The organism is Blastopirellula retiformator (assembly GCF_007859755.1).
GTDB lineage: Bacteria > Planctomycetota > Planctomycetia > Pirellulales > Pirellulaceae > Blastopirellula > Blastopirellula retiformator.
On sequence record NZ_SJPF01000003.1, the window covers coordinates 416,790 to 440,480 of the forward strand.

Annotated in this window: 21 protein-coding genes; 10 read left to right on the forward strand and 11 right to left on the reverse strand. The window is 59.9% G+C overall.

Annotated features, from left to right (window positions below; translation table 11 throughout):
• Positions 1-186 precede the first annotated feature (186 nt).
• The gene (locus Enr8_RS13390; protein WP_146432298.1) at positions 187-3,195 is read right to left on the reverse strand and encodes a DEAD/DEAH box helicase; all 3,009 of its coding nucleotides are present in this window, start codon (positions 3,193-3,195) and stop codon (positions 187-189) included.
• 298 nt (positions 3,196-3,493) lie between these two features.
• Here Enr8_RS13390 and Enr8_RS13395 point away from each other — a divergent pair, with 298 nt between their 5' ends.
• The 8 genes from Enr8_RS13395 (at position 3,494) to Enr8_RS13430 (ending at position 11,331) form a co-directional block, all read left to right on the forward strand.
• Entirely contained in the window at positions 3,494-4,546 is a 1,053-nt protein-coding gene (locus Enr8_RS13395) for an NHL repeat-containing protein (RefSeq protein ID WP_146432300.1), read from the forward strand.
• 497 nt (positions 4,547-5,043) lie between these two features.
• Positions 5,044-5,520, forward strand: a complete 477-nt coding sequence (locus Enr8_RS13400; RefSeq protein WP_146432303.1) for a TadE/TadG family type IV pilus assembly protein — start codon at positions 5,044-5,046, stop codon at positions 5,518-5,520.
• Between the two features lie 50 nt (positions 5,521-5,570).
• On the forward strand, positions 5,571-6,050 hold the full coding sequence (locus tag Enr8_RS13405; protein WP_146432306.1) for a TadE/TadG family type IV pilus assembly protein: 480 nt from the start codon (positions 5,571-5,573) through the stop codon (positions 6,048-6,050).
• Between the two features lie 55 nt (positions 6,051-6,105).
• Positions 6,106-7,971, forward strand: a complete 1,866-nt coding sequence (locus Enr8_RS13410) for a VWA domain-containing protein (protein ID WP_146432308.1) — start codon at positions 6,106-6,108, stop codon at positions 7,969-7,971.
• A gap of 246 nt (positions 7,972-8,217) precedes the next feature.
• The gene (locus tag Enr8_RS13415; protein ID WP_146432309.1) at positions 8,218-8,829 is read left to right on the forward strand and encodes a thioredoxin family protein; all 612 of its coding nucleotides are present in this window, start codon (positions 8,218-8,220) and stop codon (positions 8,827-8,829) included.
• 56 nt (positions 8,830-8,885) lie between these two features.
• Positions 8,886-9,761, forward strand: a complete 876-nt coding sequence (locus tag Enr8_RS13420; protein WP_146432311.1) for a ThuA domain-containing protein — start codon at positions 8,886-8,888, stop codon at positions 9,759-9,761.
• Positions 9,762-9,970: 209 nt separating this feature from the next.
• A complete protein-coding gene (locus tag Enr8_RS13425) occupies positions 9,971-10,846 on the forward strand; it encodes a DUF1559 domain-containing protein (protein WP_146433341.1) in 876 nt (291 codons plus the stop codon).
• A 20-nt stretch (positions 10,847-10,866) separates the two neighbouring features.
• Positions 10,867-11,331, forward strand: coding sequence for a hypothetical protein (locus Enr8_RS13430; protein ID WP_146432312.1), 465 nt, complete (start codon positions 10,867-10,869; stop codon positions 11,329-11,331).
• Between the two features lie 362 nt (positions 11,332-11,693).
• Here Enr8_RS13430 and Enr8_RS13435 read toward each other — a convergent pair whose 3' ends face one another.
• From Enr8_RS13435 to Enr8_RS13460, 6 genes are read right to left on the reverse strand one after another with little or no spacing between them, the layout of a single operon-like run.
• Positions 11,694-14,177 (reverse strand): hypothetical protein, encoded by a 2,484-nt coding sequence (locus Enr8_RS13435; protein WP_146432314.1) that lies wholly within the window; start codon positions 14,175-14,177, stop codon positions 11,694-11,696.
• Positions 14,178-14,186: 9 nt separating this feature from the next.
• Positions 14,187-14,633, reverse strand: coding sequence for an ExbD/TolR family protein (locus tag Enr8_RS13440; protein ID WP_146432316.1), 447 nt, complete (start codon positions 14,631-14,633; stop codon positions 14,187-14,189).
• Positions 14,633-15,061: an ExbD/TolR family protein gene (locus tag Enr8_RS13445; protein WP_146432318.1), complete on the reverse strand. Its 429-nt coding sequence runs from the start codon at positions 15,059-15,061 to the stop codon at positions 14,633-14,635. The genes Enr8_RS13440 and Enr8_RS13445 overlap by 1 nt, the downstream gene beginning before the upstream one ends.
• The gene (locus tag Enr8_RS13450) at positions 15,058-15,897 is read right to left on the reverse strand and encodes a MotA/TolQ/ExbB proton channel family protein (RefSeq protein WP_246120107.1); all 840 of its coding nucleotides are present in this window, start codon (positions 15,895-15,897) and stop codon (positions 15,058-15,060) included. Before Enr8_RS13450 ends, Enr8_RS13445 begins: the two co-directional genes overlap by 4 nt.
• A 19-nt stretch (positions 15,898-15,916) precedes the next feature.
• Positions 15,917-16,894, reverse strand: a complete 978-nt coding sequence (locus Enr8_RS13455; protein ID WP_146432322.1) for a tetratricopeptide repeat protein — start codon at positions 16,892-16,894, stop codon at positions 15,917-15,919.
• A 35-nt stretch (positions 16,895-16,929) separates the two neighbouring features.
• Positions 16,930-17,916, reverse strand: coding sequence for a vWA domain-containing protein (locus Enr8_RS13460; protein WP_146432324.1), 987 nt, complete (start codon positions 17,914-17,916; stop codon positions 16,930-16,932).
• A gap of 303 nt (positions 17,917-18,219) precedes the next feature.
• Here Enr8_RS13460 and def point away from each other — a divergent pair, with 303 nt between their 5' ends.
• Entirely contained in the window at positions 18,220-18,804 is a 585-nt protein-coding gene (def, locus tag Enr8_RS13465; RefSeq protein WP_146432327.1) for a peptide deformylase, read from the forward strand.
• 221 nt (positions 18,805-19,025) lie between these two features.
• Positions 19,026-19,541 carry an REP-associated tyrosine transposase gene (locus Enr8_RS13470; protein WP_146432329.1) on the forward strand — a complete coding sequence of 172 codons (516 nt, stop codon included), beginning with the start codon at positions 19,026-19,028 and terminating at the stop codon, positions 19,539-19,541.
• A gap of 212 nt (positions 19,542-19,753) precedes the next feature.
• Here the strand turns inward: Enr8_RS13470 and Enr8_RS13475 are convergent, their stop codons facing one another.
• The 4 genes from Enr8_RS13475 to Enr8_RS13490 all read right to left on the reverse strand — a co-directional run bounded on the left by Enr8_RS13475 (position 19,754) and on the right by Enr8_RS13490 (position 23,683).
• A complete protein-coding gene (locus Enr8_RS13475) occupies positions 19,754-20,212 on the reverse strand; it encodes a response regulator (protein WP_146432332.1) in 459 nt (152 codons plus the stop codon).
• 73 nt (positions 20,213-20,285) lie between these two features.
• Entirely contained in the window at positions 20,286-20,708 is a 423-nt protein-coding gene (locus Enr8_RS13480; RefSeq protein WP_146432334.1) for a hypothetical protein, read from the reverse strand.
• A gap of 381 nt (positions 20,709-21,089) precedes the next feature.
• Positions 21,090-22,274, reverse strand: a complete 1,185-nt coding sequence (locus Enr8_RS13485; RefSeq protein ID WP_146432336.1) for a hypothetical protein — start codon at positions 22,272-22,274, stop codon at positions 21,090-21,092.
• 209 nt (positions 22,275-22,483) lie between these two features.
• Entirely contained in the window at positions 22,484-23,683 is a 1,200-nt protein-coding gene (locus tag Enr8_RS13490) for a hypothetical protein (protein ID WP_186767638.1), read from the reverse strand.
• Positions 23,684-23,691 lie beyond the last annotated feature (8 nt).

The window sequence follows — 23,691 nt, forward strand, 5'->3', positions numbered from 1 at the left end:
TTGTCCCGCGAAAGAAAGCGGAGCGGCGGGAGTTTTCCATATTTCCCGAGCGAGCCAATAAGCACCATTGCTTCCACGTCCTCTGCCGTAAACTGCCCGGTGATAATGCCGCGGTCGCCAATCGTGGACCGCGCGTTTGCTTGCGGACATATTCCCTCGGCTCGCGCCTCGGGTTAGTTTTGACTTCTACGAAAAGACTTCCTTCTCGTGATAAGTGCCGCGGGGAGTGAGGCCTTTCTTTTCGGCTCGGATCCGTAGATCTTCTCCTTCGCCGCGCAGTGCGTAGAGCGCCTGGCCGGGGCTGACGAATTGGTTCCAATACTTTTCGTAGATCTCGGCGACTTCTTTCTTTTTTGCCAGCGCGGTTGGCACTGCGTGCAGCATGACCATCTCGTCTTGTTTTTGTTCGAGATATTGGCCCAGGAACTCGGGCAGCAGTTTCGACCAGAACGTCGGCCGCGAGAAGCGGAGCTTGCGGGGGATTACGTACCGCGGGCGATGCAGGGGACCGAGCGCCTCGCGCAGCGAAACGGCGAACAGTTGGCTATCTTCTTCCGACGCGTTTTCCAAAAACATCCGGACATAGCCGCCGGCTCGCGATTTGACGTGGGGGCGAGCCGAGCGGGCGATCTGTTTCGTTTCGGCCAGGGCAGACAGAATCGCGGTGCCGATGCTCATCACCAGCGAGTCGTCGCTCCAGACTTCCCCTTTCGATTTGAACGGAGGGAAGCCGCCGTTTTCGCGTTCTTCGCGATCGAGCTTCACTTCCAGCGTCGATCGCGGCTCGCCATGATACGGCTCGCCGATCTTCCAATGTTCACGCGCCGTCGGCCGCATGGCAGCGCGGGCCAGCATATCGCCATTGAGCAGGCGGATCGAATCTTCCAATAGCTCGGGCCGCAGGTTGGTCAGCGCCGCGTGAACGTGACCGACCCCTTTTTCGATCTCGCCGTCGTCGGTGACGCCAAAAATGTTGTCATGTTTCTTACGGAAGCGGGCGTAGTCGTCCAGGCCCTTGCTAAACTCCGGCGCGATGCAGACGACGTCCCAGTTGTTGGCGACCTTTTCTGGTACGGTCGGATCGAGCCGGAACGATCGCCCGCGGAGCTGACGAACGGACATGCTGGTCGTGACGGTCGTCAGGTCGATCAAGACGTTGATCTTGTTGGCGTCCCAACCTTCGCCCAACAGGCCCCGCGTGCCGACCAGGCAGCGGGCGACTCCTTGCTGAAATAGCTCGGTGATCATTTCAATGTAAACCCGCGGCGACCAGTCGGCGCCTTGACCGCGGACGACGCAAAAACCTTTCTCTTCGCCGTAGTCGAGTTTGACCTGAAAGCCTTCTTTCTGCAGCCAGTTGTGCGCCACGTGATCGAACCGCGCCTGCAGGTCGTCATCGATCAAGACGCTTGATCCGGTTACCAGGATCGGCTGCAAACGGTCGGTTTGTTCGTCGGAGAGTAAGGTGCGAAACGCAGCGACGGCGCCTCCCGCTTCATCGTCGAGCAAGTCGGCGGTTTCCGGCATGGCGGCGGCCGTTTTCTCGTAGTCGGCGACGACGATGGCCCGGATCGAATCGCCGAGCGTTTTCATCTCGGCATGCAAGATCGGAATCACCGCTTGCGCTTTGGCACGCGAATAGGCCAGCACGCGACCGACCGGCGAAGCGCAGGCCTGCGAACCGGTTTCGGTGATTTGCACTCCCAGCATCCGCAGCCGGGCGATGACGTCGCGGCCGAGCTTGTGGTCTTCTTCGTTGGGAGACCGCCGCAGGGCGTGGCGGACATAGCGATCCAGAACCGGCACCAGAATCGCCATCTCGGGCGCTTCGGCCGTCGGGTCCCACTGCGCCGGCGGCACGTCAGGCGGCAGCGCCCGATCTCGCATCTGTAGAAAGATTCGGGCCGCTAGCGCGAACTCGGGATCGCGACGCTCAAACGCCGACCAGGTGTTGAACGTCTGCGCCGCATGCTTTCGCTCGGCCAGGCTGTTGAAGAGCCACGTCGGCAACGGAGCGACCCGCGGCGCGTTCGGAATCGTGTCCGCTTCTACGGTCGGTTCCGCCACCGGATCGGTGACAACGGTCGGCTCTTCGTCGGGCTCTTCCGAGTAGGCCGCTTCGGACGAACCAATTACCTGTAGGTCGGACAGATCGAGCAGCGTGATCGGCGCCTCGACCTCTCCCTCGCTGGCGATCGGCGGATTTGGCTTCGCTGGCTCGGCTGGTTGCGCGGCAGCGAGCGGAGCGTCTCCATGGCGAGCAACGCAGGCGAGGTCAACGATCTCATGCAGCAGATCATCGGCGCTGGCGACATACCGCAGTTCAGCTTCACTGGGACGGACGAAGTAAGCCAAGTCTTGATAGGGCGCCAGGAAGCCATCTTTGACGACCGCCGGAACCGGAACGTCGTAGTCGATCGGGCCGAAGAAGGTGGTATACCGCTCGAAGTCTTGCGGCGATTTGTTGTCGACATCGGGCGGAGTCGCCGTCAGGCCAAGGATCACCGGATCGTTGAACATCGCCGCGGCGTCGGCCAATACGCGTCCCCAATGGCCGACCAGATGATGGCATTCGTCGAGGATGATCAGCCCGATCTGTTGCGTTTTCAAACGATCGAGGGTCGCCAGCGACGAGCGATGGAGCATCTCCAGCGTTTCGCCTCGCTGGCTGGCTTCGTCCCGGATCGCTTTGCGGTAAGCCGAGAGACGTCGGTCGTAGTAGTCGCGATTGTGCTTTTTCAGATCGCGGATCCAGATGCGGGCCTCATCGGGATCGCGAGCCGCATCTTTCTCGATCAATCGATTTTGCCAAAGGTCGAAGGCGGCGTCGTCGAGTCCGTCGTCGCCACGCCGCGGCAAGGTGACCGATTGGTAGGTCAGCGAGGTGAGCAGGCCGGGCGTCTGTGGATCGGTGCTGGCCAGTTCGCCGGCGGGGGGCGTCCGATCAAACAGGTCGGTCCGCGCCGCCCATTGCATTTGAATGGCCGAGTTGGGAGAGAGGACCAGTGCTGGCCGCTGCACGCATTCGGCCCACAGATAGAGGCCCAGGACCGTTTTGCCGGAACCGGGGGGGGCGACCACATACAACTGGCGCTCGCCGGCGTCGAGGCTTTTGCGGGCGATGTCGACCGCATCGTGCTGGGAAGGGCGCAATTTTCCGCGAAAGCGAACTTGCGGGAACGGTTCGTGGGCCATCGACCAGGATCTCGAAGTGGGAAACGTTGGGGACTGGCTTTCCGTGTGGCTCGAAACAGGCCAAGAAAAATTCTGGGGCGAATCAGAGGCAAATTCTACGACAAGTCATGCGAAGAAGCTCAATGAGTTATTTTTTTGTTTCGCTTTTCGCCCGGCGACCCATTTAGAAGTACTTTCCGGAGGTTCGCGAACTGGGCTTCCGCCCACTACAATTGTATCTGTCACGCTTGCGGTTGGAGACGACCCCAGCCAAGCAGGCGTCTCCTTCCAGTTTATCCGCAGAGAGGATTCCCGCCGCATGTCTTCACCGACTCGACGTCAATTTCTTCAATCGACTGCCGCTGCTGCTACAGTTGCGGCGACTCCGCTGTTCCTGCGTGCCGAAAACAAGTCGGGATCGAACCCGCTGCGCGTCGGTTCGGGCGAATACGTTTACGAGTGCCAACATTACTGGGGCGAGCTTCCCAGCAGCATTCAATGGGGGGCGACGCACGATGTGGCGATCGACAAGAGCGGCCTCATCTATATCACCCATCAAAACGGCGGTCCGACGGTGATGGACGCGATCGTCGTGTTCGACGCCGATGGCAAGTATGTCCGTTCGTTCGGCAGAGAATTCCACGGCGGCGGTCATGGCCTCGACCTGCGTGCCGAAGACGGCCAGGAATTCCTTTTCCTGAGCGACGTGCGGAACCACCAGATCGCCAAGCTTGATCTAAATGGCGAAGTTGTCTGGAAGAAGGGTTTTCCGGAAGCGGCCGGCAAGTACGACAACCCGGGCAAGTACACCCCAACTAATATCGCCCTGGCGCCGGATGGCGGTTTTTATGTCGGCGACGGTTATGGCCAAAGCTATGTGCATCAGTACGACGCCGACGCCAACTGGGTACGCAGCTTTGGCGGCCGCGGCGCGAAGCCGGGTCTGCTGAATTGCCCGCACGGTCTGTACGTCGATACGCGACCAGGCCGCGAGCCTTCGCTGTGCGTGACCGATCGCGCCAACAATCGCCTACAGTACTTCACGCTCGATGGCGAGCATCTCGGCTACGTCGACAACCTGGTCTACCCGTCGTCGCTCGACGTGCGGGGCGAAGTCTTGCTGGTCGGCGAACTCGATTCGCGGCTGACGCTGCTCGACAAAGACAACAAGGTCATTACTTACTTGGATGACGACGCCGAGTGGCGGGACAAGGTGAACGCCAATGGTCGCCGCATTCGCTCGCAACGCGACAAGTGGGTCGACGGCAAGTTCGTTCACCCGCACGGCGCCACGTTTGACGCGGATGGCAACATCTACCTGGCCGAATGGGTCGTCGGCGGGCGAGTCTCGCTGCTGAAGAAGGTGGGCTAAAACGTCGCTCACAACTCGAAACCACGCAAACGGCGCCAATCCAGATTGGCGCCGTTTTTTTGTAGGGCAGGCCGTGCCTGCCGTTGGAGACCGTGTGCATTCGGCAGGCACGGCCTGCCCTACTTTGACTAGCTGCCTGCTGAAAAATGCCCTCGTGGCATTTTCAACCTCGCCAGGCTCAGAGCATAGCTCTTCGCGGCTCGCAAAATAACGACTTACGTCGTTATTTTGGGATCGCATCCGTGCGATCACGCAGTCCGTCGAGAAAATCAACGGACTGCTAGAGCGACATCCGGTTGCGCGGAACCGGCGGGATCGTCGGCCTGGATAACCGCTACAACCCGCCTAAACGAAAATCTATCAACTTTTCTGCATTGTTCGCCGACTTCCGCCGCCGCTTTGACATACGTTTCAGATAACGGTCAGTTTTCGCTGGCGTCGCAAGAGACGCACCTTGTCCTGTTCGATCCTTTCACCTTTTCTGAGACGCACGTCGCATGCCTTCAGTACGTAAAGTACGACCTGCGGATCGTCGCGGCGCGACGATCGTCGAAACCGCCATGGTGTTGCCGGTATTTTTCCTGTTCGTATTCGCGATCATGGAATTCGGCCACGCGACGATGGTATCGAATGTGATGAAGAATTCCTGCCGAAACGCGGCGCGCTGGGGGGCGGCAAGCGGAGCGACGACCGAAGAAGTAACCAACTACGCTCGCAATCAGATGAAGTCGGCGGTCAACTCCGATCGAGTAACCATCCAGGTGAAAGACGCGAGCTTTTTTGACGATGGCGGCGATCTGCCTGCCGACAACGATGACTGGGCCTCTCTGCCTGACATCGAACTCTCTGACGCTGAATCGCGACAGATGTTTCTGGTTCGCGCTACCGTACGCTATGGCGACGTAACGATCATCCCGCAGCCTTGGCTCGCCGACGTAGTACTGGGCGGCCAATCGATCACGCGGCACGAATAGCCGCACGATCCGTCGTCGCCACCAGCGCCCGCTTTTCTCAGGAGAGTCCGATGCCACGCCACAATCGAAAACGAGTCGAAACCCGCCGCGGAACGGCAACTGTCGAGTTCGCCGTTGTCGCGCCGCTGTTTTTGCTGCTGACGCTCGGCTTGCTGCAAGGGAGCAAGTTGTTCGACTCGCATTCGGTGATGGCGCAAGCCGCTCGCGATGGAGCTCGGTTGGGGGCGATGGATCGCGCCGATTGGGTTTCGCAAGGCATCAATTCGAACGACAAGATCAAGCAAGATGTGCGTAATACGTTGGCGGCGGCCGGATTTGATCCTGAAGACGTCGACGTCTTTATTGAGTTTCCCGGCGAACCTGGCAATGACTTCGACCTGGACGACCCGGCCAACGATTTCGAGCTGTTTGAGCTGCGAATCGAGGTGCCGCTGAATCCGCTGGTCGAAACGCACAACGACAACGAAAACCAACTCAAGATGGTGAGCAAGGTCGTATTTCGCAATAGCAAGAGCACGATCGTACAGTGATCGCGCCGCCAATACGTCCTTTGTATATACCTGATTCTGAGAGGAGAGTTTCGCCATGCCAAGTTTCGCATCAATGGGGAGAAATCGCCGAGCGGCTCGTAAGGGCGTGTTCGTCGTGCTGGCCGCCGTCGTGATGGTCATGCTGTTTGGGTTCATTTCGTTCGGGATCGACACCGGTCTGATTTCGCTCGAACAATCGAAAATGCAAAACGGCGTAGACGCCGCGGCGCTGGCCGCCTCGCAGGAGATCACTTCGGCGGTCGCACAAGCCGGCGACGAGGGGAGCGATCCCAACTCGATTTCGATCTTCTACGCCAAACAGATGGCGGTCGACGTGGCCGCGGCGAACGGCGTTTATCTAAACCCCGACCGCGACATCGTCTTCGGCAAACGCTCGTTTGATCCCGACAGCGGCGAATGGAATTACAACTGGAACGAAGGGCCCTACAACGTAGTAAAGGTCGAGGCGCATCGCGATCAAGAAAACCTGTCGGCGCCTGACGGCCGCGTGCCGCTGGCGTTTGGCTGGGCGGTCGGCGTTCCTTCGGTGCCGCTGGTCACTTCGGCGACCAGCTTTGTCGAAGCCCGCGACATGGTGGTGGTGCTCGACTTCTCCGGCTCGATGAACGACGACAGCCAGTTCAAAGCGATCGACCGCCTAGGCGTCGACTCGGTGACCGACAACCTGGCCGATATTTTCACCTCGATGAATCCCAACGCTGGCAACTTGCCGGTCGATCCCACTTATCTGACGGTGGTGGGGGCTCCGCCGACGAAAGGTTGCATGCCGCAAATTCAGGTCACCTTTAAAGGGACCGAGATCTACGTCGAATCGAGCAAGGACCTGTCGAACGTCGTCGTGCAGTTCAGCAACGGCAGCAAGTACAAGTTCGACAATCTGAACCAAGGTCGGACTGGCACGTTTAGCTATTACAACCGCGTCATCACCCGCTGCTGGGTCAAGTCGGGCTGCAACGACAGCGGCGAAGGCCGGGGCTATGGCGAACGGTTTGACGACACCAACGAGGCAGTGCGTGTGGCCTTCGGACTGGACGACGTTCCGTATCCGTACGCTTCGGGCAGTTGGAACGACTACATCAACTACTGCCGCAACGATCGCGACGTGCGCGATGCCGGCTATCGCAACATGTATGGCGGCGTCACGCTGGCCAACTACTGGCTCGCGAAGCGATACAACTCGTGGAAGACGCAGGACCTGTGGAAGGCGCCGCACTATCCGTTCCATGCGGTGAAGAACGGCTTTTCGCTCTTCCTGACCTTTTTGGACGACCTCGACTTTGGAGACGAAGTCGGTATCGTCTCGTACGACGAATCGTCGCGCGTTGAGCATACGCTGAATGAGCATGGCGAATACGCGACCCTGGGCGGCAACAACATCAGCGACGACTACGACACGCTCGACCTGATCCAGCGGCATAAACAAGCTGGCCACTACGGCTCTTATACCGGCATGGGATACGGCGTGAACGAAGCGAGTCAGTTGCTGACCGATCACGCGCGGCATGGGGCCCGCCCAACGATGGTGCTGATGACCGACGGCCAGGCGAACCGCTATCCCGGCGGATGGAGCTTGCCGTACGGCTGGGACTGGGCCGACTATACCGACATGGACGGAGACGGCGTCGCCGACTACTCGACCAACGATCGATCGAAGCAGTACGCCTTTTACGAAGCGATCCAGGCTCATAAGAAAGATGTGACGATTCACACGATGAGCGTCGGCCTGGGCGCTGACCGCGGCTTGATGACGGCGATCGCCTTCGCTTGCGGCGGCATTCATATTGCGGTTCCTGGCGGCGCCACCGTCGCCGAGATGGAATCGCAACTCCTCGATGCGTTTGCACAGATTGCGGCCAAGGTCCCGCCACCGCAATTGGTCTACGAGATCGAGACGAACTAGCGTGAGACGTGTCCTGCCGGATGGTCGGCGGCGGCTTCGGTCGTCGTCGACCATCCTCCCCAGGAGACCGGCTCCAGAGTGAAGAATTGCAACCTTTCTGTGTGTGTTGCCCGTTGCTGGCGAAGGCCGTCCTGTCCTGAGGACGGCCTTTGTCTTTCTTGACCCTGGGCGACGGTGAAAACGTTGCTTGCAGCGGCTAAACTAGGAGGACGCCCTCCAGTTCAAGTTTCTAACCTCAGGTTGATGATGCTCGTTCGTTTTCTCAGTTTGATTGCGGTTGGCTGCTGCGTTTCGCTCGTGGCGGCCGGTGAGTACAACCCGGTGAAAAGCGTTGGCGACAAAGCGCCGGCCTGGAATGATCTGCCAGGCGTCGATGGCAAAGAGCATTCGCTGACCGATCTCGCGGCGAAGGATGTGGTGGTCGTCGCGTTTACCTGCAACACCTGTCCTTATGCGGTTGACTACGAACAGCGCCTGAAGCAACTGGGCCAAAAGTACGCCGCCGCTGATAGCCGAGTCGCCGTGGTGGCGATCAATTGCAATCGCACGGAAGAGGACTCGCTTGATGCGATGAAGGACCGCGCGAAAGAGCGGAATTTTGCGTTCGCCTACCTTTCCGATCTCTCGCAAGAGAGCGGCAAGCAGTTTGGCGCGACGCGGACGCCCGAGTTCTTTGTGCTGAACAAGCGGCGTGAAATAGTTTATATGGGCGCCCTCGACGACTCGACCGACGTCGACAAAGCGAAAACCAACTACGTGCAACTGGCGATCGACGCCGCATTGAAAGGTGAGCTTCCCGAGAAGACCGAGACGATCCCGATCGGTTGCAACATCCGCTACAAACGATCGCGTCGCTAGTCGACGCGGGCCTGCCTGCTATCCTCCCTCTACCTTTGCACTTTGGAGCTTCTCTCATGCGGACTCTTGCTACGCTGCTTTGCTTGTTCACGTTCGCGGCCACAGGCCTGGCGGATGACGCCAAGCTAAAGGCGTTGATTGTCGACGGGCAAAACAATCATGGCGTCTGGCCAAAGACGACCCAGATGATGAAAGCGAATCTGATCGACACCGGGCTCTTCACCGTCGACGTCACCACGACCGAGCCGAAGTCGACCGCCGGGTTCGCGCCAGAGTTTAAGAACTACGACGTTGTGATCAGCAACTACAACGGACAACCGTGGCCGAAAGAGACGCAAGCGGCGTTCGTCGACTACGTGAAAAGCGGCGGCGGGTTCGTCGTCGTCCATGCGGCGAACAACGCCTTCGGCAACTGGCCCGAGTACAACCAGATGATTGGTCTGGGGGGCTGGGGCGGACGCAACGAGAAGTCAGGCCCCTACGTCTACTTTGACCACGAGGACAAACTGGTCCGCAATACCGACAAAGGGAGCGGCGGTCATCATGGCGCGCAGCATCCGTTTCAGATCGTTGTGCGCGACGCCGAACATCCGGTCACCAAGGGAATGCCGAAGGCCTGGATGCACACCAAGGATGAACTCTACGACTTGCTCCGCGGGCCGGGCGAAAACATGGACATCCTGGCGACCGCGTACGCCGATCCCGAGACCGGGGGGAGCGGCCGACATGAACCGATGCTGATGACGATCGAATACGGAAATGGCCGCGTCTTCCACACGCCGATGGGGCACGCCGACTACTCGATGGAGTGCGCCGGATTTATCACCACGCTCTGCCGCGGGGCCGAGTGGGCAGCGACCGGCAAGGTGACGCAGCCGATTCCGAGCGACTTTCCGACCGCCGACAAGGAAAGCAAACGGACGGCGAAATAGAGAAGATCGCAACCATTCTCATCCCCCCTAAAACGGGCGCCGGGCAATTCGGCGCCCGTTTTTTTGTGTCCAAACCTCGCACGAACGAGGTATTTCTGGAAAAATTATGATTTATTGATGTTTTTGACTTTCCGCGATCGATCCGAGTCACAATAATTTTCGCGAATCCTTTTCTTTTTGCGATCATATCTCATCCCGTAGGTTCGATTATGGAAAAAAGAAACGCTTTTACGCTCGTAGAGCTGTTGGTGGTTATCGCCATCATCGGCGTCTTGATCGCCCTGCTCTTGCCCGCGGTCCAGCAAGCCCGCGAAGCGGCCCGTCGGATGTCGTGCACCAACAATATCAAACAGCTTGTGTTGGCTTTGCATAACTACGAGTCGTCATTCAAGGTCTTCCCGACTGGACGACTAGGTTGCGACGGGGCCTGCAGCCCGCAGAATGGTCCCGCCACCAGTGGGTTTGTGCTGCTGCTGCCGCAGTTGGAACAGGGGAACCTGTACGAGCAATTCGCTCCCTACGGCCCCAACAACAGCTTCCCCGGTAGCCTGCCGTCGAGCGTCTTGTCGCAGCGGCCCGACGCCTTCGTTTGCCCCAGTTCGATCATGGAACCGACCGTCACGCTCAGCAGCAAAGACTGGGCGACCTCCAGCTACGCGTTTTGCTCGGGGCACTACGGTCCGGACCAGGGGATCGGGTCGAGAGTGAAATGGCTGAACAGCGGCATGTTCGTCTATCGCGATGCTAAGAAGATCGCCGATGCGACCGATGGCCTATCGAATGTTTTCGTCATCGGCGAAGTGGTCGACGGACACGATTCGCGCGGCCGCAATCGTTGGGCGAGCGCCGGGCGATTGGAAGATTCGCTCCGTTCGACTCGTAACCCGGTCAATACCTATCCCGGTCAAGGCGAAACGACCAGCCCGTACGGCACGCCGCTGAACGCCGCGTTCGCCAGTCGTCACCCTGGCGGCGGCAACTTTGGCTTCGGCGACGGTTCGGTCGCGTTCATCCCGGAAACGATCAATCTGACCGTGTATCGCAATCTGGGACGTCGCGACTCGGGCGTGCCCAAATCGTGGTAAGTAAGCAGGGAGAACGATCGATGTTGCGAATCATCATGGCGGCCGCGCTGTTGCTTGCCGCGGTCGCGGCGATCGGTTGCGGCGGTCGCACCGAAAAGATTGTGCCGGTCACCGGTACGATCATGATTGACGGAGAACCGATGAGGGCGGGCGTCGACGGTTTCGTCACGCTCGCTCCCCCAGCAGGCCGACCAGCGATCGGCAAGATCGACGGCGAAACAGGCCGCTTTACTTTGACTAGCTATGAAGACGGCGATGGCGCCCTGGTCGGTACGCACGAAGTGAGCGTGACGGTCAACGCCATCGGCCGTGGCGGAAATCCGACGTCGCTGATTCCAGAGAAATACCAGGATCTGGGAACCTCGGGCTTGCGAGCTAAGGTCGATGGCCCGACCGACTCGCTGCAGATCGACCTGGAAGGCCCGCTCAAGTCGAACGTGAATGCGGTCGATCCGCGAACGCTGGGGGATGACCCAGGTTTCTAAGCAAACCAACCGCCCCCGGTTAGCCCCGACAGCTCTGCTGTCGGGGCCGAGATCGTCGGCAGGAAGCATCCATCCGAGGAGGGCGTTACAGCGGAAGCTCCCTAGATCGATCAAAGTCGCCAGCCCCCATGTGCAACTGGCCGGGCGTTGATGCTTCCTGCGGCTGCGCCGCCCCGATAGCGAGAGCTATCGCGGCTAGCTGCCTGTTGAAAAATGCCATCGTGGCATTTTCCAACCTCGCCAAGCTCAGAGCGTAGCTCTTCGCGGCTCGCAAAATAACGACTTACGTCGCTATTTTGGGATCGCATCCGTGCGATCACGCAGTCCGTCGAGAAAATCAACGGACTGGTAACCATCGATAACTACTTCAGCGATCGGCTCAGCTGCTGGAATTTTTGCTTCCAGGTCGGGCCGCCCAGATCGGGATAGAGCGTTTGCAGGTAGAGCAGCAGCTTGCCGGCCTCTTCGGTTTCTCCGAGGGAGATTTGCAGGCGAGCCGTTTCGTACTTGGCCTGGTACCAGCGATCCGATTGCGGCTGGCTCATTCGAGCGCCGATCGTACGCCAAATGCCAAGCGATTCGCGGCGCTCGGCGGCGGTTCCATCTTTCGCCAGTAATTCGGCTAGCGCCACTTGCAGCGGAACTTCCTTTGGCTTCGCGGCTGCGGCGGCGCGCATCTCGGTCAGGGCCGCGTTGCGATCCCCCGCCGCGGCGAGCGCCTCGGCCTCAAATTTCTGCAGTCGCGATTGCTGGGCCGCAGAGAGTTGAGCGGCGCGCGGTTTGAGTTCGCTGATCGCCTGCAATTGAAGCCGGGCCAGCTTCGCCCCGGCATTGCCGCCGGCCGTTTGGCCGATCTGCCGCAGTGCGGTAATCATCTGGAAAAGCTTCTCGGGCTCGCCGCCGCTAACGTCGTCCAGCGCCGCGGTCGCCCCTTGCTGATCGCCGCCGCCTGCCAAAGCGACCACTAACAGCGATTGCATGCGACTTCGCCAATCGGCCGGCGCGTCGGGATCGGCCTGGAGGGCGAGACGAATCGTCGTTTGCGCCGCCGGATAGCCATCGGTGGTGTAGAAGAGGAGCAGCTCGGCGAGCGCTTCGGCGGCGGTTCGGCGCGCTTCGGGCGATGGCGACGTCAGGGCGTAACTTTCCAGGAACTGCCGCGCCTTGGTGATGTCGCGCGGCAAGACTTCCCCCTCTTGCGCGTTCTTGGCGAACTGGTCACGCAGCGCTGCCAGCGCCAAAGTCGCCGCATCATTCGCCTTGGCGAAAGAGGGCGGGATCGGCAACAGCGCGTCAAACGCTTCTCGAGGATGACCGGCGGCCAACTGATATTGGGCGAGCCAGATGCGGGCCGTGTTGGTAGCGTCGCCCGTTGGCCAGCGGATCAGCTGTTCGCGCAGCTGCGCGGCGTAGGTTTCGCTCTCAAGCTTCGGATCAGCACGCATTGCGAGCGACTGGTAGTAAGCGGCGGTCAGGTGCGTCTGATCGGCGCCCTCCTGCGACGGAAAAAGATTGGCGAGTTGGCGCAGTCGCTTGGACGCTTCGGCATAACGCTGCAGCTTGGCCAAGACGGCGGCCGAAGTTTGCCGCAGCTGAAACTCTTGCGCCGCATCTTTCTCCTCCGCCGCGGCGGCGGCCGCCCGGTCATAAGTGGCGATGGCGTCTTCGTATTGTTGGCGGCGGAAGTAACCATCGGCGGTTCGCTTCAGCAGGTCGATATCTTTGGTGCCGGCCGACTGCGCGTTCTGCGTCAGGACTAGTTCCGCTCGACGCGACCAGTACGGACCGTAAAGCTGTTCCAGATCGCGAATCACCGCCGACGCTTGAGCCTGCCACTTTTGTCCGTCGGCGTCGCCACTTACAGCGGCCGCTTGCCAGAGGGCGACGTAGGTCTGGAAATAGGCGAAGTCGAGCTCCGGCGAGGTGATCCCCTGCAGCGTGCGGCCCTGCGAGATCAGCTTCTTCGCAACATCGAGTTGCCCTGCGTCGATCGCCAACAAGATCTGTTCCGCTTTCGCTTTCAGCAGCACCATAGGGGGCGGCGAATCAGCGGCCAGCAGCTTGATGGCCTGGTCGGCTTCGCCATATTTTTCGAGCAGTCGCAGCGCGCGGATCTCCGCCAGACGGCTGGGCCAGGTGACCGGCGACTTGTCTCCGAGTTTCGTCAGCGGATCGAGCGCCTTCAGCGCCATCGTCAGCGAGTTGATGCGATCGAGACTCTCAGGCGGGTAGGTGAGGGCCTGGTTTTCGAAGGCGCGGGCCAGTTCAAACTGCAGGTTCCGCGACAGGCCGGTCAGCTCTTCGGCCGACAGACCTGGTTCGCCGCGGGCCATTTCGGCGGCGATGCCAAGTCGTTTCGCTTCGGCGACCAGGCCTTCCAACTGGGCGATCGACCGACGCAGCAGTATCTGCGTTTGCTCGACCGGCTCGGCGCCGGGAGCACCCAGTTGCGACTCTTGGCGGATTTGTTCGGCGTGGGCGAGATTGGCGAGAGCGGCTTGCGCGTCGACCAACACTTGACGCGGATCGCCGGCAAACTGCCGGGCGAACTCTGGCGGCACGCGCTCGGCGGCGTCCCACCACCGCTGACGCTCGCCGGTGGGCGAATTGAGAGCATGGGCGGCGAACGTGCGAATCAACTCGCCCGCCAGGATCGCCCGCTGCGCCGGATCTTGATTCTGGGCGACCAACTGCTGGGCCGCGTATCGCTCGGCCAGGTCAAACAATTGCCGATCACGCAGGCCCGAGATCATCCGGACGTCGGTCGACTCTACGCCGAGAGCGACATTGGCGCACAGCAGCAGCGTCAGACCAAGCAGCAGGCGAATTGTCCGTTTGTCACCCATCTCGATCGGTCAGCTCTTCGCGTCGACGGCAAATTTAATGTCTTGAAAGTTGAGTTCGCGGGCCAGGTCATAGATGTCAATAACGTCACCCACGCCGACGGCGCCATCGGCATCGATCACCAGCGGCACGTCGTTTTTGATCGTGGCCAGCACCTGCATTAGCTGCCGTACCTCGGCCAATTGGAAACGGGGCTGATCGTTCACTTTCCAGACCAGGCGATCGTTTTCGACCTGCAGGCGAACGACGACTTGCTCGAAGTCGGCCATCTCGGGCGGCGGCTGCACCTGGGCGCCGGTTCCCATGGGCGGCGTGATCGAACTGGGGAGCGAATACTCAACAACCTGAAAACTGGCGGTCCACAGGAAGAAAACGAGCAGCAGAAAGACGACGTCGATCATCGGCGTCATCGCAATCTGCAGGCTTTGGCGATCGATGTAAGGAGAAACGCGGCGCATTAGCGGGCATCCTCCTGCCGGATCACGGCGAAGTTGACGTTCCAGACGCCTGCTTCGGCGGCGGCCAACATGATTGGTTTGACGTATTCGTACGGCACGTTGCGATCGCAGCGGATGCGAACTTCCAGGTCGTCGCCTGATTGCCCGCGCTGAAACTCCAGCCGGCGGCCGATCTCTTCCAGGCTGACCGCTTTGCCGGCCAGCAAGATGCGGCCGTCACGCTCGACGTTGACCACCACGCGAGGACTTTGATCGTCGACGATCTCGGTTCCCGTTTCGGCAGTCGGCAGCGGCAGCGGCAACTGACTTTCTTGCTTCGCCAAATGGCTGGAAACGAGAAAGAAGATGATCAGCAGAAACACGACGTCGATCATCGGCGTCATGTTGAAGTCGAATTGTCCCGGCCGGAGGTTGGCGTGGACTTTCATCCGTTGCGGCCTCCCGAAGGCGCGGCCGCCGCCTGACGGCGCCGCCGCTTGAGCGGGGTGAAGACTTGCTGCGCTTCATAGGCGCATTCGGCGACCAGTTCATCGACCCAGTTGCGGAAGACGGCGAAGGCGCCCAACGACGGAATCGCGACCAGCAACCCCCCGACCGTCGTGACCAGCGCCTGGTAAATGCCTTCCGCCAGATCGGCAGCGCCAGCGGCTCCTTGCGTACTGGCGACTTGCTGGAAGGCGAAAATCATCCCGGTCACGGTACCGAGCAGGCCGACCATCGGGGCGATGTTGCCGATCACCGAGAGATACTCGATCTTGCGGAACAGGCGAGCCGATTGCTCGGCGACCGAATCTTCGAGCGCTTTCTCAACGCCGCTCCAACCGCTGTCGAGTTCGGCAATGCCGCTGAGCAAGACGAACGAAAGGAAGCTGGGATTGGCGTGACAGATTTTCTCCGCCTCTTTGACGTTGCCGGCGGCAAGCAGATCGCGGACTTCGTCGCCCACGCCGGGGGGCGAAAGCTCTTTGTGACGAATCGCCATCGCATGCTCAAACACCAGGTAAGCGGCGGTCAGCGACAGCGCTAACAGCAGCAGCATGATCAAGTTGCCGACGATCCCGCCGGAGAGCAGGATGTCGAGAAAGCCGGTCTCCGGGGGCGGCTCGACTGGCGCCGCTTGGATCGGCGCAACCGGCGTCGTACCTGTCGGCGCGGCGGGGCTCTGCGCGAGCAGCAGGTTCGCCTGCGAGCCTTGGCCGGAGGTCAGCCAATAACCGCCGCCAGTTATCGCAATCGCTACGGACCAGATCAGGATGCGGGTCATGTTCGCCAAGTTCGTCTCCTTACGGCGAGGCGCCGCCAGCTTGTTCCAAACGTGACGAGGCTTCGCGCCCGATCACGCCAGCGGCGGGATAGTCGGTGATGATTTCGCGATAAAGACGCTTCGCCGCAGCGGGGCGTCCCATGAGTTCGAGTTGTTTACCGGCCCGCAGCAGCGCTTCGGCCGCCAGCGGTCGGTCGATGTTATCGAGGATCGGAATTCGCAGGTACTCGATCGTCGCTTGCTCATGCTGATCGTCGCGGGCAAGTGCGTCGCCCAGCAACAGACGCGGCCCGCTTTGCACGTTGGCCGGCAACTGTTCGATCTGCTTGCGCCGTGCGGCGGTCTTGTCAGCGTCGCGAGCAGGCGGTTCGGTTCGCCACAGTTGCATCTCCGCCAGCAGTGCGAGTTCGGCCGGGGCGGCAGACTTCAGGCGTTCTAAGGCGGCGATTGCTTTCGTGCGTTCGGCGGCGCTCAGCAGAAAACTGGCGCCCATGAGTTGTGCATAGGGAGAGTCGGTCTTCTCGAGCCACGCGATCGCCGCACGATGCAGATTGACGTCGGGCTCTCCGGTCTTCCAGGCCAGCGGCATTGCGTCGAGGTACGGCGTATAAGGGTCGGAGGCGACCAACGCGAGAAACGCTTCGCCAGCGGCGTCATTGCGGCCCAGGTTTCGCCGGCAGCGGGCGGTCTCGGCGATCAGCATGCGTTTGACCCAGCCGCGCGGTTCGGCGCGGTACGCCTGTTGAAAGGCGATTTCGGCCTCGGCAAATTTCTCTTGGGCGAACAAGGCTTGGGCCGCGCGCATCGCCTCGGGCCACTCTGACTCGACGCTCGCCACTTTCGCCGCGGGGATCTCGATCGAGCGACCGCTTAGCGTCGTCATCTTCAAGGTTTGGCCGGTGTAGTCGTCGATCTGGCCGACGTAGACCTCCGGAGTTCGGGAGTCAGCGCTCGACCGCAAATAGACGCGATCTTCCGCGACCGCAACGCTACTCATTAGAAGCAGCGCGAACAGACTGAGGCGTAGCGAGTTCAACGGCGCGGCCTCAGTTTCGAGGTGTCGACGTAGACGTGTTGTCCGCCGTTTTCTTCGGCCAGGCGAACCAGGAAGTTGCGTCGTCCATCCCAGGGGCCCACGCCGAACTCGATCGTGTTAATCACGGCGCTGCGGTTGCGGCGACGAATGTCGGCCATCTCTTGCTCGGAAGGGGCGCCGTCGGCGTCGGTCAAAAAGAAGAGGACGTCGGGATTCATCGCCAGCGCCATGTGGAGCGCTTTCAGGTGATCGGTACCGCCGGTCGCGGCGATGCTGCCGACAAACTGTTGGGCCAGCGCTTTGCCTTGATCGTCGGCGAACATCAACCGCGGCGTGCCGCCGAGCGGATTGAAAACACGCGGCTCTTCGTTGTAGAAGATGATCTGAAACTGGTGCAGCTTGTCGAGATCGCGGAGGCTGGCCAGCAGTTCGCTTTTGGCGGCGGCCAAGGGACGACCGGCCGAATTGCCCATGCTGCCAGAGCGATCGAAGACGTAGGCGAAGCGACTGCCGGTTCCCTCGATGCCAAAGACCCGCGTCGTGCCGGCGCCATCAAGGCCCGCTTTGCCGCCACCGCCGCCGGTCAAACCGCTCGCGCCCGGCAGACCGGACATTTCGGAGGCGGCGGCGTCGCTGGCGTCGCCGGTCGGCAAAAAGCCGGCCATGTCGAGCGGCGGCTGATCGACCGAGGGCAGGCTCTCGGAAAGCGAAGAGTCAGCGGTCGACGCGGCGCTCTCCCCTGATTCGCTATCATCGGCGTCGCCGTCGACATATTCGGTCCGGCCTTCCGATCGCTCGGCCAGCACAATGCCGCCGCTGCGACTTGGTTCGCTCGCGGCGCCCCGGGGCGTGGTGCGGATGGTGATCGCCAACACCACGATGATCGTCACATGGACCAGCATCGACATCGCCCAAGCCGGCATCGCAAAACGGCGGGGCGCTTTGTCGGTTTCAGCCTCCGGCGGATGGACAGGCGTGATCATCGGGTGGTCGTAAGTAGTTGGGACGAAAAGGAGAAACGCGATTTCAGCGCGCGGATTCTAGAGGGACGCTTTCTGTGGGTCAACGTTGGATAAACCGTCGCCGCCGCTAGCGGGGACCGCGGGCAGCTCTCTATTATGCCCCGTTTTCGTGTTTTTGGGGGCAATATTGGTTGCCGGACGCTGGCAGCGGGCAACGCCGACCGCTGGGCATCCTCCCCCAAGCGGACATTTTCCCTATAATTGAAGGATTATCACTGTCCCTATTTTCCCCACTGGGAAAGTGGCCGTTTGAGGAGACGTCCGTTGCCGCTTGAAGTCGTTCACTACCCGCACCCCACGCTTCGTTACAAATCGAAACCGGTCAAACGGGTCGACGCCGATCTGCGCAAGATCGTCGATGAGATGTTCGAGCTGATGTACGAGAATCGCGGTATCGGCCTGGCCGCCAATCAGGTCGACCTGCCGATTCGCCTGTTCATCATCAATCTGTCGGGGACGAAGGGAGAAGGGGAAGAACTGGTCTTCATCAACCCAGTCATCTCGCGGCCGAAAGGGAACGCGGAAGAAGAGGAAGGTTGTTTGAGCCTGCCGCAGGTCTACGGCCCGGTCAAACGCCCGGCCGAAATCCAACTCGACTCGTACAACTTGCAGGGGCAACTCTTCAGCAAGCGCATCGACGGCATGCTGGCCCGCGTGGTGCAGCACGAAACCGACCACCTGGACGGCATCATGTTCTTCGATCGGATGCAACCGGCGCCGCTACAAGAGATCGCCTACGACATTGAAGAGTTCGTGATCGACTACAAGAGCCGCAAAGATGTAGGCGGCTTGCCGAGCGACGAGGAAATCGCGGAACGCCGGCAGCAGTATGAAGAGACGTATTGCTAGGCGCCCTATAAGGTTAGCCCTGAAAGCTCTCGCTTTCAGGGCGGCGCAGCCGCAAGAGGCATCAAAGCCCGATTGGAAGTTGTAGGAGGCAGGCGACGTCGATTAGGCTAGAGAGCAGCCGATGGCAATCATGCCTCGGACGGATGCCTCTTGGCGACGATGTCGCCCCAGATAGCGAGAGCTATCTGGGCTAACCTTTTAATTCCAATGCGAAGAAGACCATGGCACATCGTCGCCGAATTGCTGACGATGAACGGTTCTGCCACTTTCTTACCTTTGGCTGCGACGCACGTCGCAATTTGCTCGAACTTGAGCAGCCATGTCGCATCTTGTTGGGCCAGCTAAACGCGCAACTTCTCAAATATTCGGCAAAGTGCGTCGGCTATGTGATCATGCCGAATCATGTTCATGCATTGATTTGGCTTCCTGAGACTGGACGGCTTAGTAGCTTCATTCAAGATTGGAAGCGGCAGTCCAGCTTTCAGATACGGAGCTGGTATGCTGAACAGAACGTGCAATACCTGAAAGAGAGCGGTTCCATTGATCGACTTTGGACGCCAAGGTTCTACTCGTTTCCGATTTACTCTCAAGAGAAACTGATCGAGAAGCTGGGCTACATGCACCAGAATCCGGTTCGTGCCGGCTTGGTAGAGCGTATCGTCGACTGGAAGTTCAGCTCAGCGCGATGGTACGAGCTGCGGAAGAGTGTTGGCGTGCCGATTGAGTGGATCTTCTAGCCAACCGTCACTTGGTTAGCCCAGATAGCTCCCGCTATCTGGGCGGCGCAGCCGCAGGAGGCATCAAAGCCCAGTTGGAAGTTGCGGGAGGTCGGCGACGTCGTTTAGCCTAGGAAGCAGCCGATGGCAATCATGCCTCGGGCCGATGCCTCTTGGCGACGGTGTCGCCCCGGATAGCGAGAGCTATCTGGGCTAACCCCTAACCACCTGGTTTATTCTGCTTTCGGGTCGTGTCCCGATTCGCTTTCCATGTCGTCGATGTACCGGCGGAGCCGTTCGTTTTCGTCTTGCATGTCCTTGATTCGGAGCATGTTCGAGACCCGCTTGAGCAGCTCGACTTTGTTGACGGGCTTCGAGAGGAAATCATCTGTTCCGGCAGTAACGGCACGTTCGATGTCTCCTAATTCGTTGAGCGCCGTCACCATCAGGATCATGATCCGCGAGGTGGCGGGGTCGCTCTTCAATTTTTGGCAAACTTCAAAACCGCTCAGCTTCGGCATCATCACGTCGAGCAAGATCAAGTCCGGCATAAACGACGCCGCTTTGTCGAGCGCATCTTGGCCGTTGACGGCGATTTCTACGTTGCAATCGACGCCGGCCAGGTACGCTTCCAGCAGTTCGACGTTGGCTTGATTATCGTCGGCGATCAGGATTTTGTTGGTGTCGGCCATCGGCCCCTTTCCGTAGGCGAATATCTCGTTTCCTACGGAATTATAGGACGAATGACGGCAGACGAGAATGACGCTAGTTCGAGGCGATCCGCCGTCGGGTCGGCGCCCCCTGACTTAGCTCCTGCCGGTATTCAATCGGCAGCACTTCCCGCTCAAGCACCTCAGGATCGTAGGTGGTCCAAGTTTCGCGAATTCGACTGGCGTAAACCCGCCGCATCACGTGCATATCGCGCCAGTAGCTGACGTAGGCGTCTTTGCTCCAGTCTCGCTGTGGCATTTGGCCAGGGCTTTTGATCAATCGCCAGGCACGTACCTGAAAGCGGCCGTGTGAACTGTCCCAGTCATAAAAAATGAGCTGGTCGATCACGTGTCGCCCTTGTTGATCATACAAATGGTTGACCTCAATCAGGTCAACTTTGTCGACAGCGGCCGGTTCCAAAGGAGCGGCCCCAGCGACGGCGAGCGTAAGAAGGCTCGCAGCGATGAGAGTAGTCATGCTCGTGTCCTTTCATCCATCCTTGGTTGAGGGATATCCCCTCGCCCTGTTCCGATAAGCGGCGAAGGGTCGGCGAGTCACTTGCGACGTAATGCCGCATGCGAAGTGAGCTATGGCGAAATCTATGCCAATTCGCGTGCGGGCTGCCGAAGAGCGGTCGTTACCCGATAGCAGATAATGGCTTGCGGAAAATAAGAAATTCAGTACCTAGGCCGATAGCACTATCGGCCAAAGTGATAATGCGCGACTTTTTCGCGGTTCGCAGAGAAAAATGCCTAACCGCTGCGCAGCCAAGCCGGCAAGAGACGCCGTCAACTTGAGCAATAAAAAAAGAGGAGCCGTAAATGGCTCCTCTTTCGAGTTTAAGGGTTGCGGTTTGCCTTACGGTTTTTTCGATTCGTCCGGCATGCGAACCATTTCCACCTTTTCGCTTTGTCCGCTCGCATAGTGGATCAGGACCGGAGTTTCGTCCTTGGTCAGGCTCTCCAGGTCGGTTTGGAAGGTGACGCTTTCGTTGTCGCCAATCTGCCAGGCGACTTGCTGGGTCTTCAGGTCGACGGCGCCATGCACCGGCTGGCTGTTACCGGTCAACGCATGGTAATACGTTCCGGCGATTCCGCCCGACTTGCTGACCGCCAACTGCAACAGCATCTTTGACGAAGTCGCGTTAGGGCTGTCGACGATCGCAAAAACGCCTAGCGGCATCCATTGTTCGCTGTCGTCGGCGCCCACTTCATTGGTCGTCGAGGCGAGTTGCGACGCGTTGTCGGCCTGTTGAGTGGCGTAGGCCGTTTGATCTTCGACCGTCGTGCCGGCCGGGTAGTAGTACGAGTCGCTATAGACGTAGTTAGTCGGCGTGGTCGAAGCCCCCACGATAAAACCAGTCACCGCGCCAAACGTGGCCGCCGCCCAGGCGTCAGCATGCGGATACTTGTACTGCCAGGCGTTGGGGTGGCCAGTGTACCACGCGGGCGAGAACGGCTTGGGTCCTTGGTTCCAATAGCCGCTGACGTTGTGATAGATCTCGCCGTTGCGAGCGTTGACGTTGACCTGGTTGTTGTTGATGTTGACGTTGCGATCGTTGACGTTGTTCTGGCGAATGTTGGTGTCGCGGTTCTTCAGATCAACGTTGTTCAGGTCAACATTGCTGAGATCGCGATTGGTTAGGTCCGTCTTGTCGCGCGACCCGTCGATACCCAGGAAGTTGTTCAGTTGATCGTTGTTGGGACGGCCGTTGCCGTTGCCCGAGCCATTGCCAAGCGCCGCGCCCTTCCCTTGAAACTTGTCGAGGTTGCTCCCTTCCAAGGCGCTCGACAAACGCGAACCGCCGCTCAGGTTCTGCAGATTGCGGTCGCCGCCGCCACTGGGCAGAGAGCGATTGCCCAGGTTTTGCCCCCCGCTGAAATTTCCTCCACTAAAGTTTCCGCCCGAGGGACGAACGCCGCCACCGCCGCCAGGGCGAGCACCACCACGAGCGCCGCCGCCGCGCGGACCAGCTTCAACAGTCAAAGGGGCTGCAAGCAGCAAGGCGAGCGTCATGGCCGAAAGGGAAGTAAGTCGCGACATAGGGGCTGATTCTCCAAGAAGAAGCGAAAAATACCGGACGCCGCGGTCGGACGCCTTCCATCTTCAACATGGCATGGAAAAGGAAGCGCCGCCGCGGAGGAGCGAAGCGAAGGGCCCACGCCCCCGACATTCGGCCCGGCCCAGTTGGCATAGTCGCCGTAACCGGCACAGCCTGACGGGGGCCACAAGGCATACCCGGGAAGTGGCGATCAGGTTTGGGGAGATCGGTAAGGATTTTGATCATCGACCGATTCGGCGACGATCAACGTATCGTCGATGCTGGCCGACGCCTCGATTGCGGCGTCGTTCCAGGCGGTCATGTCAGCTAGAAACGCTTCGGCCGCCGTTTCGTCGGGGAAGGCGCTGGCCGGAACAATGACGGTCGGTCTCCCTTGCTGGTCATCGACGCAGAGGAGTTCCTTTTGGCGGTAGGCGGCGCCCAGGACCGGCCAGCGAATCGCCGACGTTCCCACGCTGGTACCGGAAACCAGTCCCTGTGGGTAGATGTCGACCGTTTTGGGCAAGAGCCAGATGTCCGGAATGCGAACGCGGTTGGCGAGTTCTCGCAACAGCATCAGCGTCGCGAACGAAGAGGCGATTGAGATGAGCAACAGGAGCATCAAGAGAAACAATTCAAACGTTGAATCAAGCGGTACCCGGCCTCCGTCTGCTTGCCGAAAGTCGCCGATCGTCATGTAGGCCAGTATGCCGTTCGATCCGACGCAAAGCAGGATCGGATACAAGTACGTGAAAATCGTCTTATTCGCCGCGCCGATCGTCTTCAGCGCCCAGGTCCATTGGGCGATCGTGTTTTGATACGAAATAGAATGACGGGACGAATCGCCGGTCCAAGCGGGCAGGCTGGAGCGATCGCTGACCGTCGGGTCGACTGCTTTCGTCGAAGCGTGATATTGGCTGGCCGCGGCGAAGAACTGCTGGGCCGCTTCTGCAGACTTGAAGAACGAATCGCGCACAATATAGCCGCGACCCATTGGCTGCAGGATGACCAGGGCGTCGTCGACGTGGTGGACCGACTCGATCGCCAGCCACGATAGCCGCGATCGATACTCCGCATGTTCCACGTCCAAAAACGCCGGCGTAATGCGCAGGCGGATCACGCCTGGGATCACCTTGCTAGACCGAATTGCCTGACGCACTTTCCAGAAGAGCCAGCCGGCGCTGAAGATGACGCCAGCGATGACGAGAACGCCAGCCACAAAATAACGCGAGAGCAGCAGCATTCCGCAGGCAGGCGCGGCCGCTAACAGCACCATCAGCGGCGCCGTCAAAAACATCTCGGCAAGCGCCCAGGTCGACCGCGTACGGACGATGTACTGGATATCTGCGGGCTGGTTTTCGTATTTGACTTCCATAACCGGCCAAGAGGGACAGGAACCAAGCGGCGTCATTGTCCCTT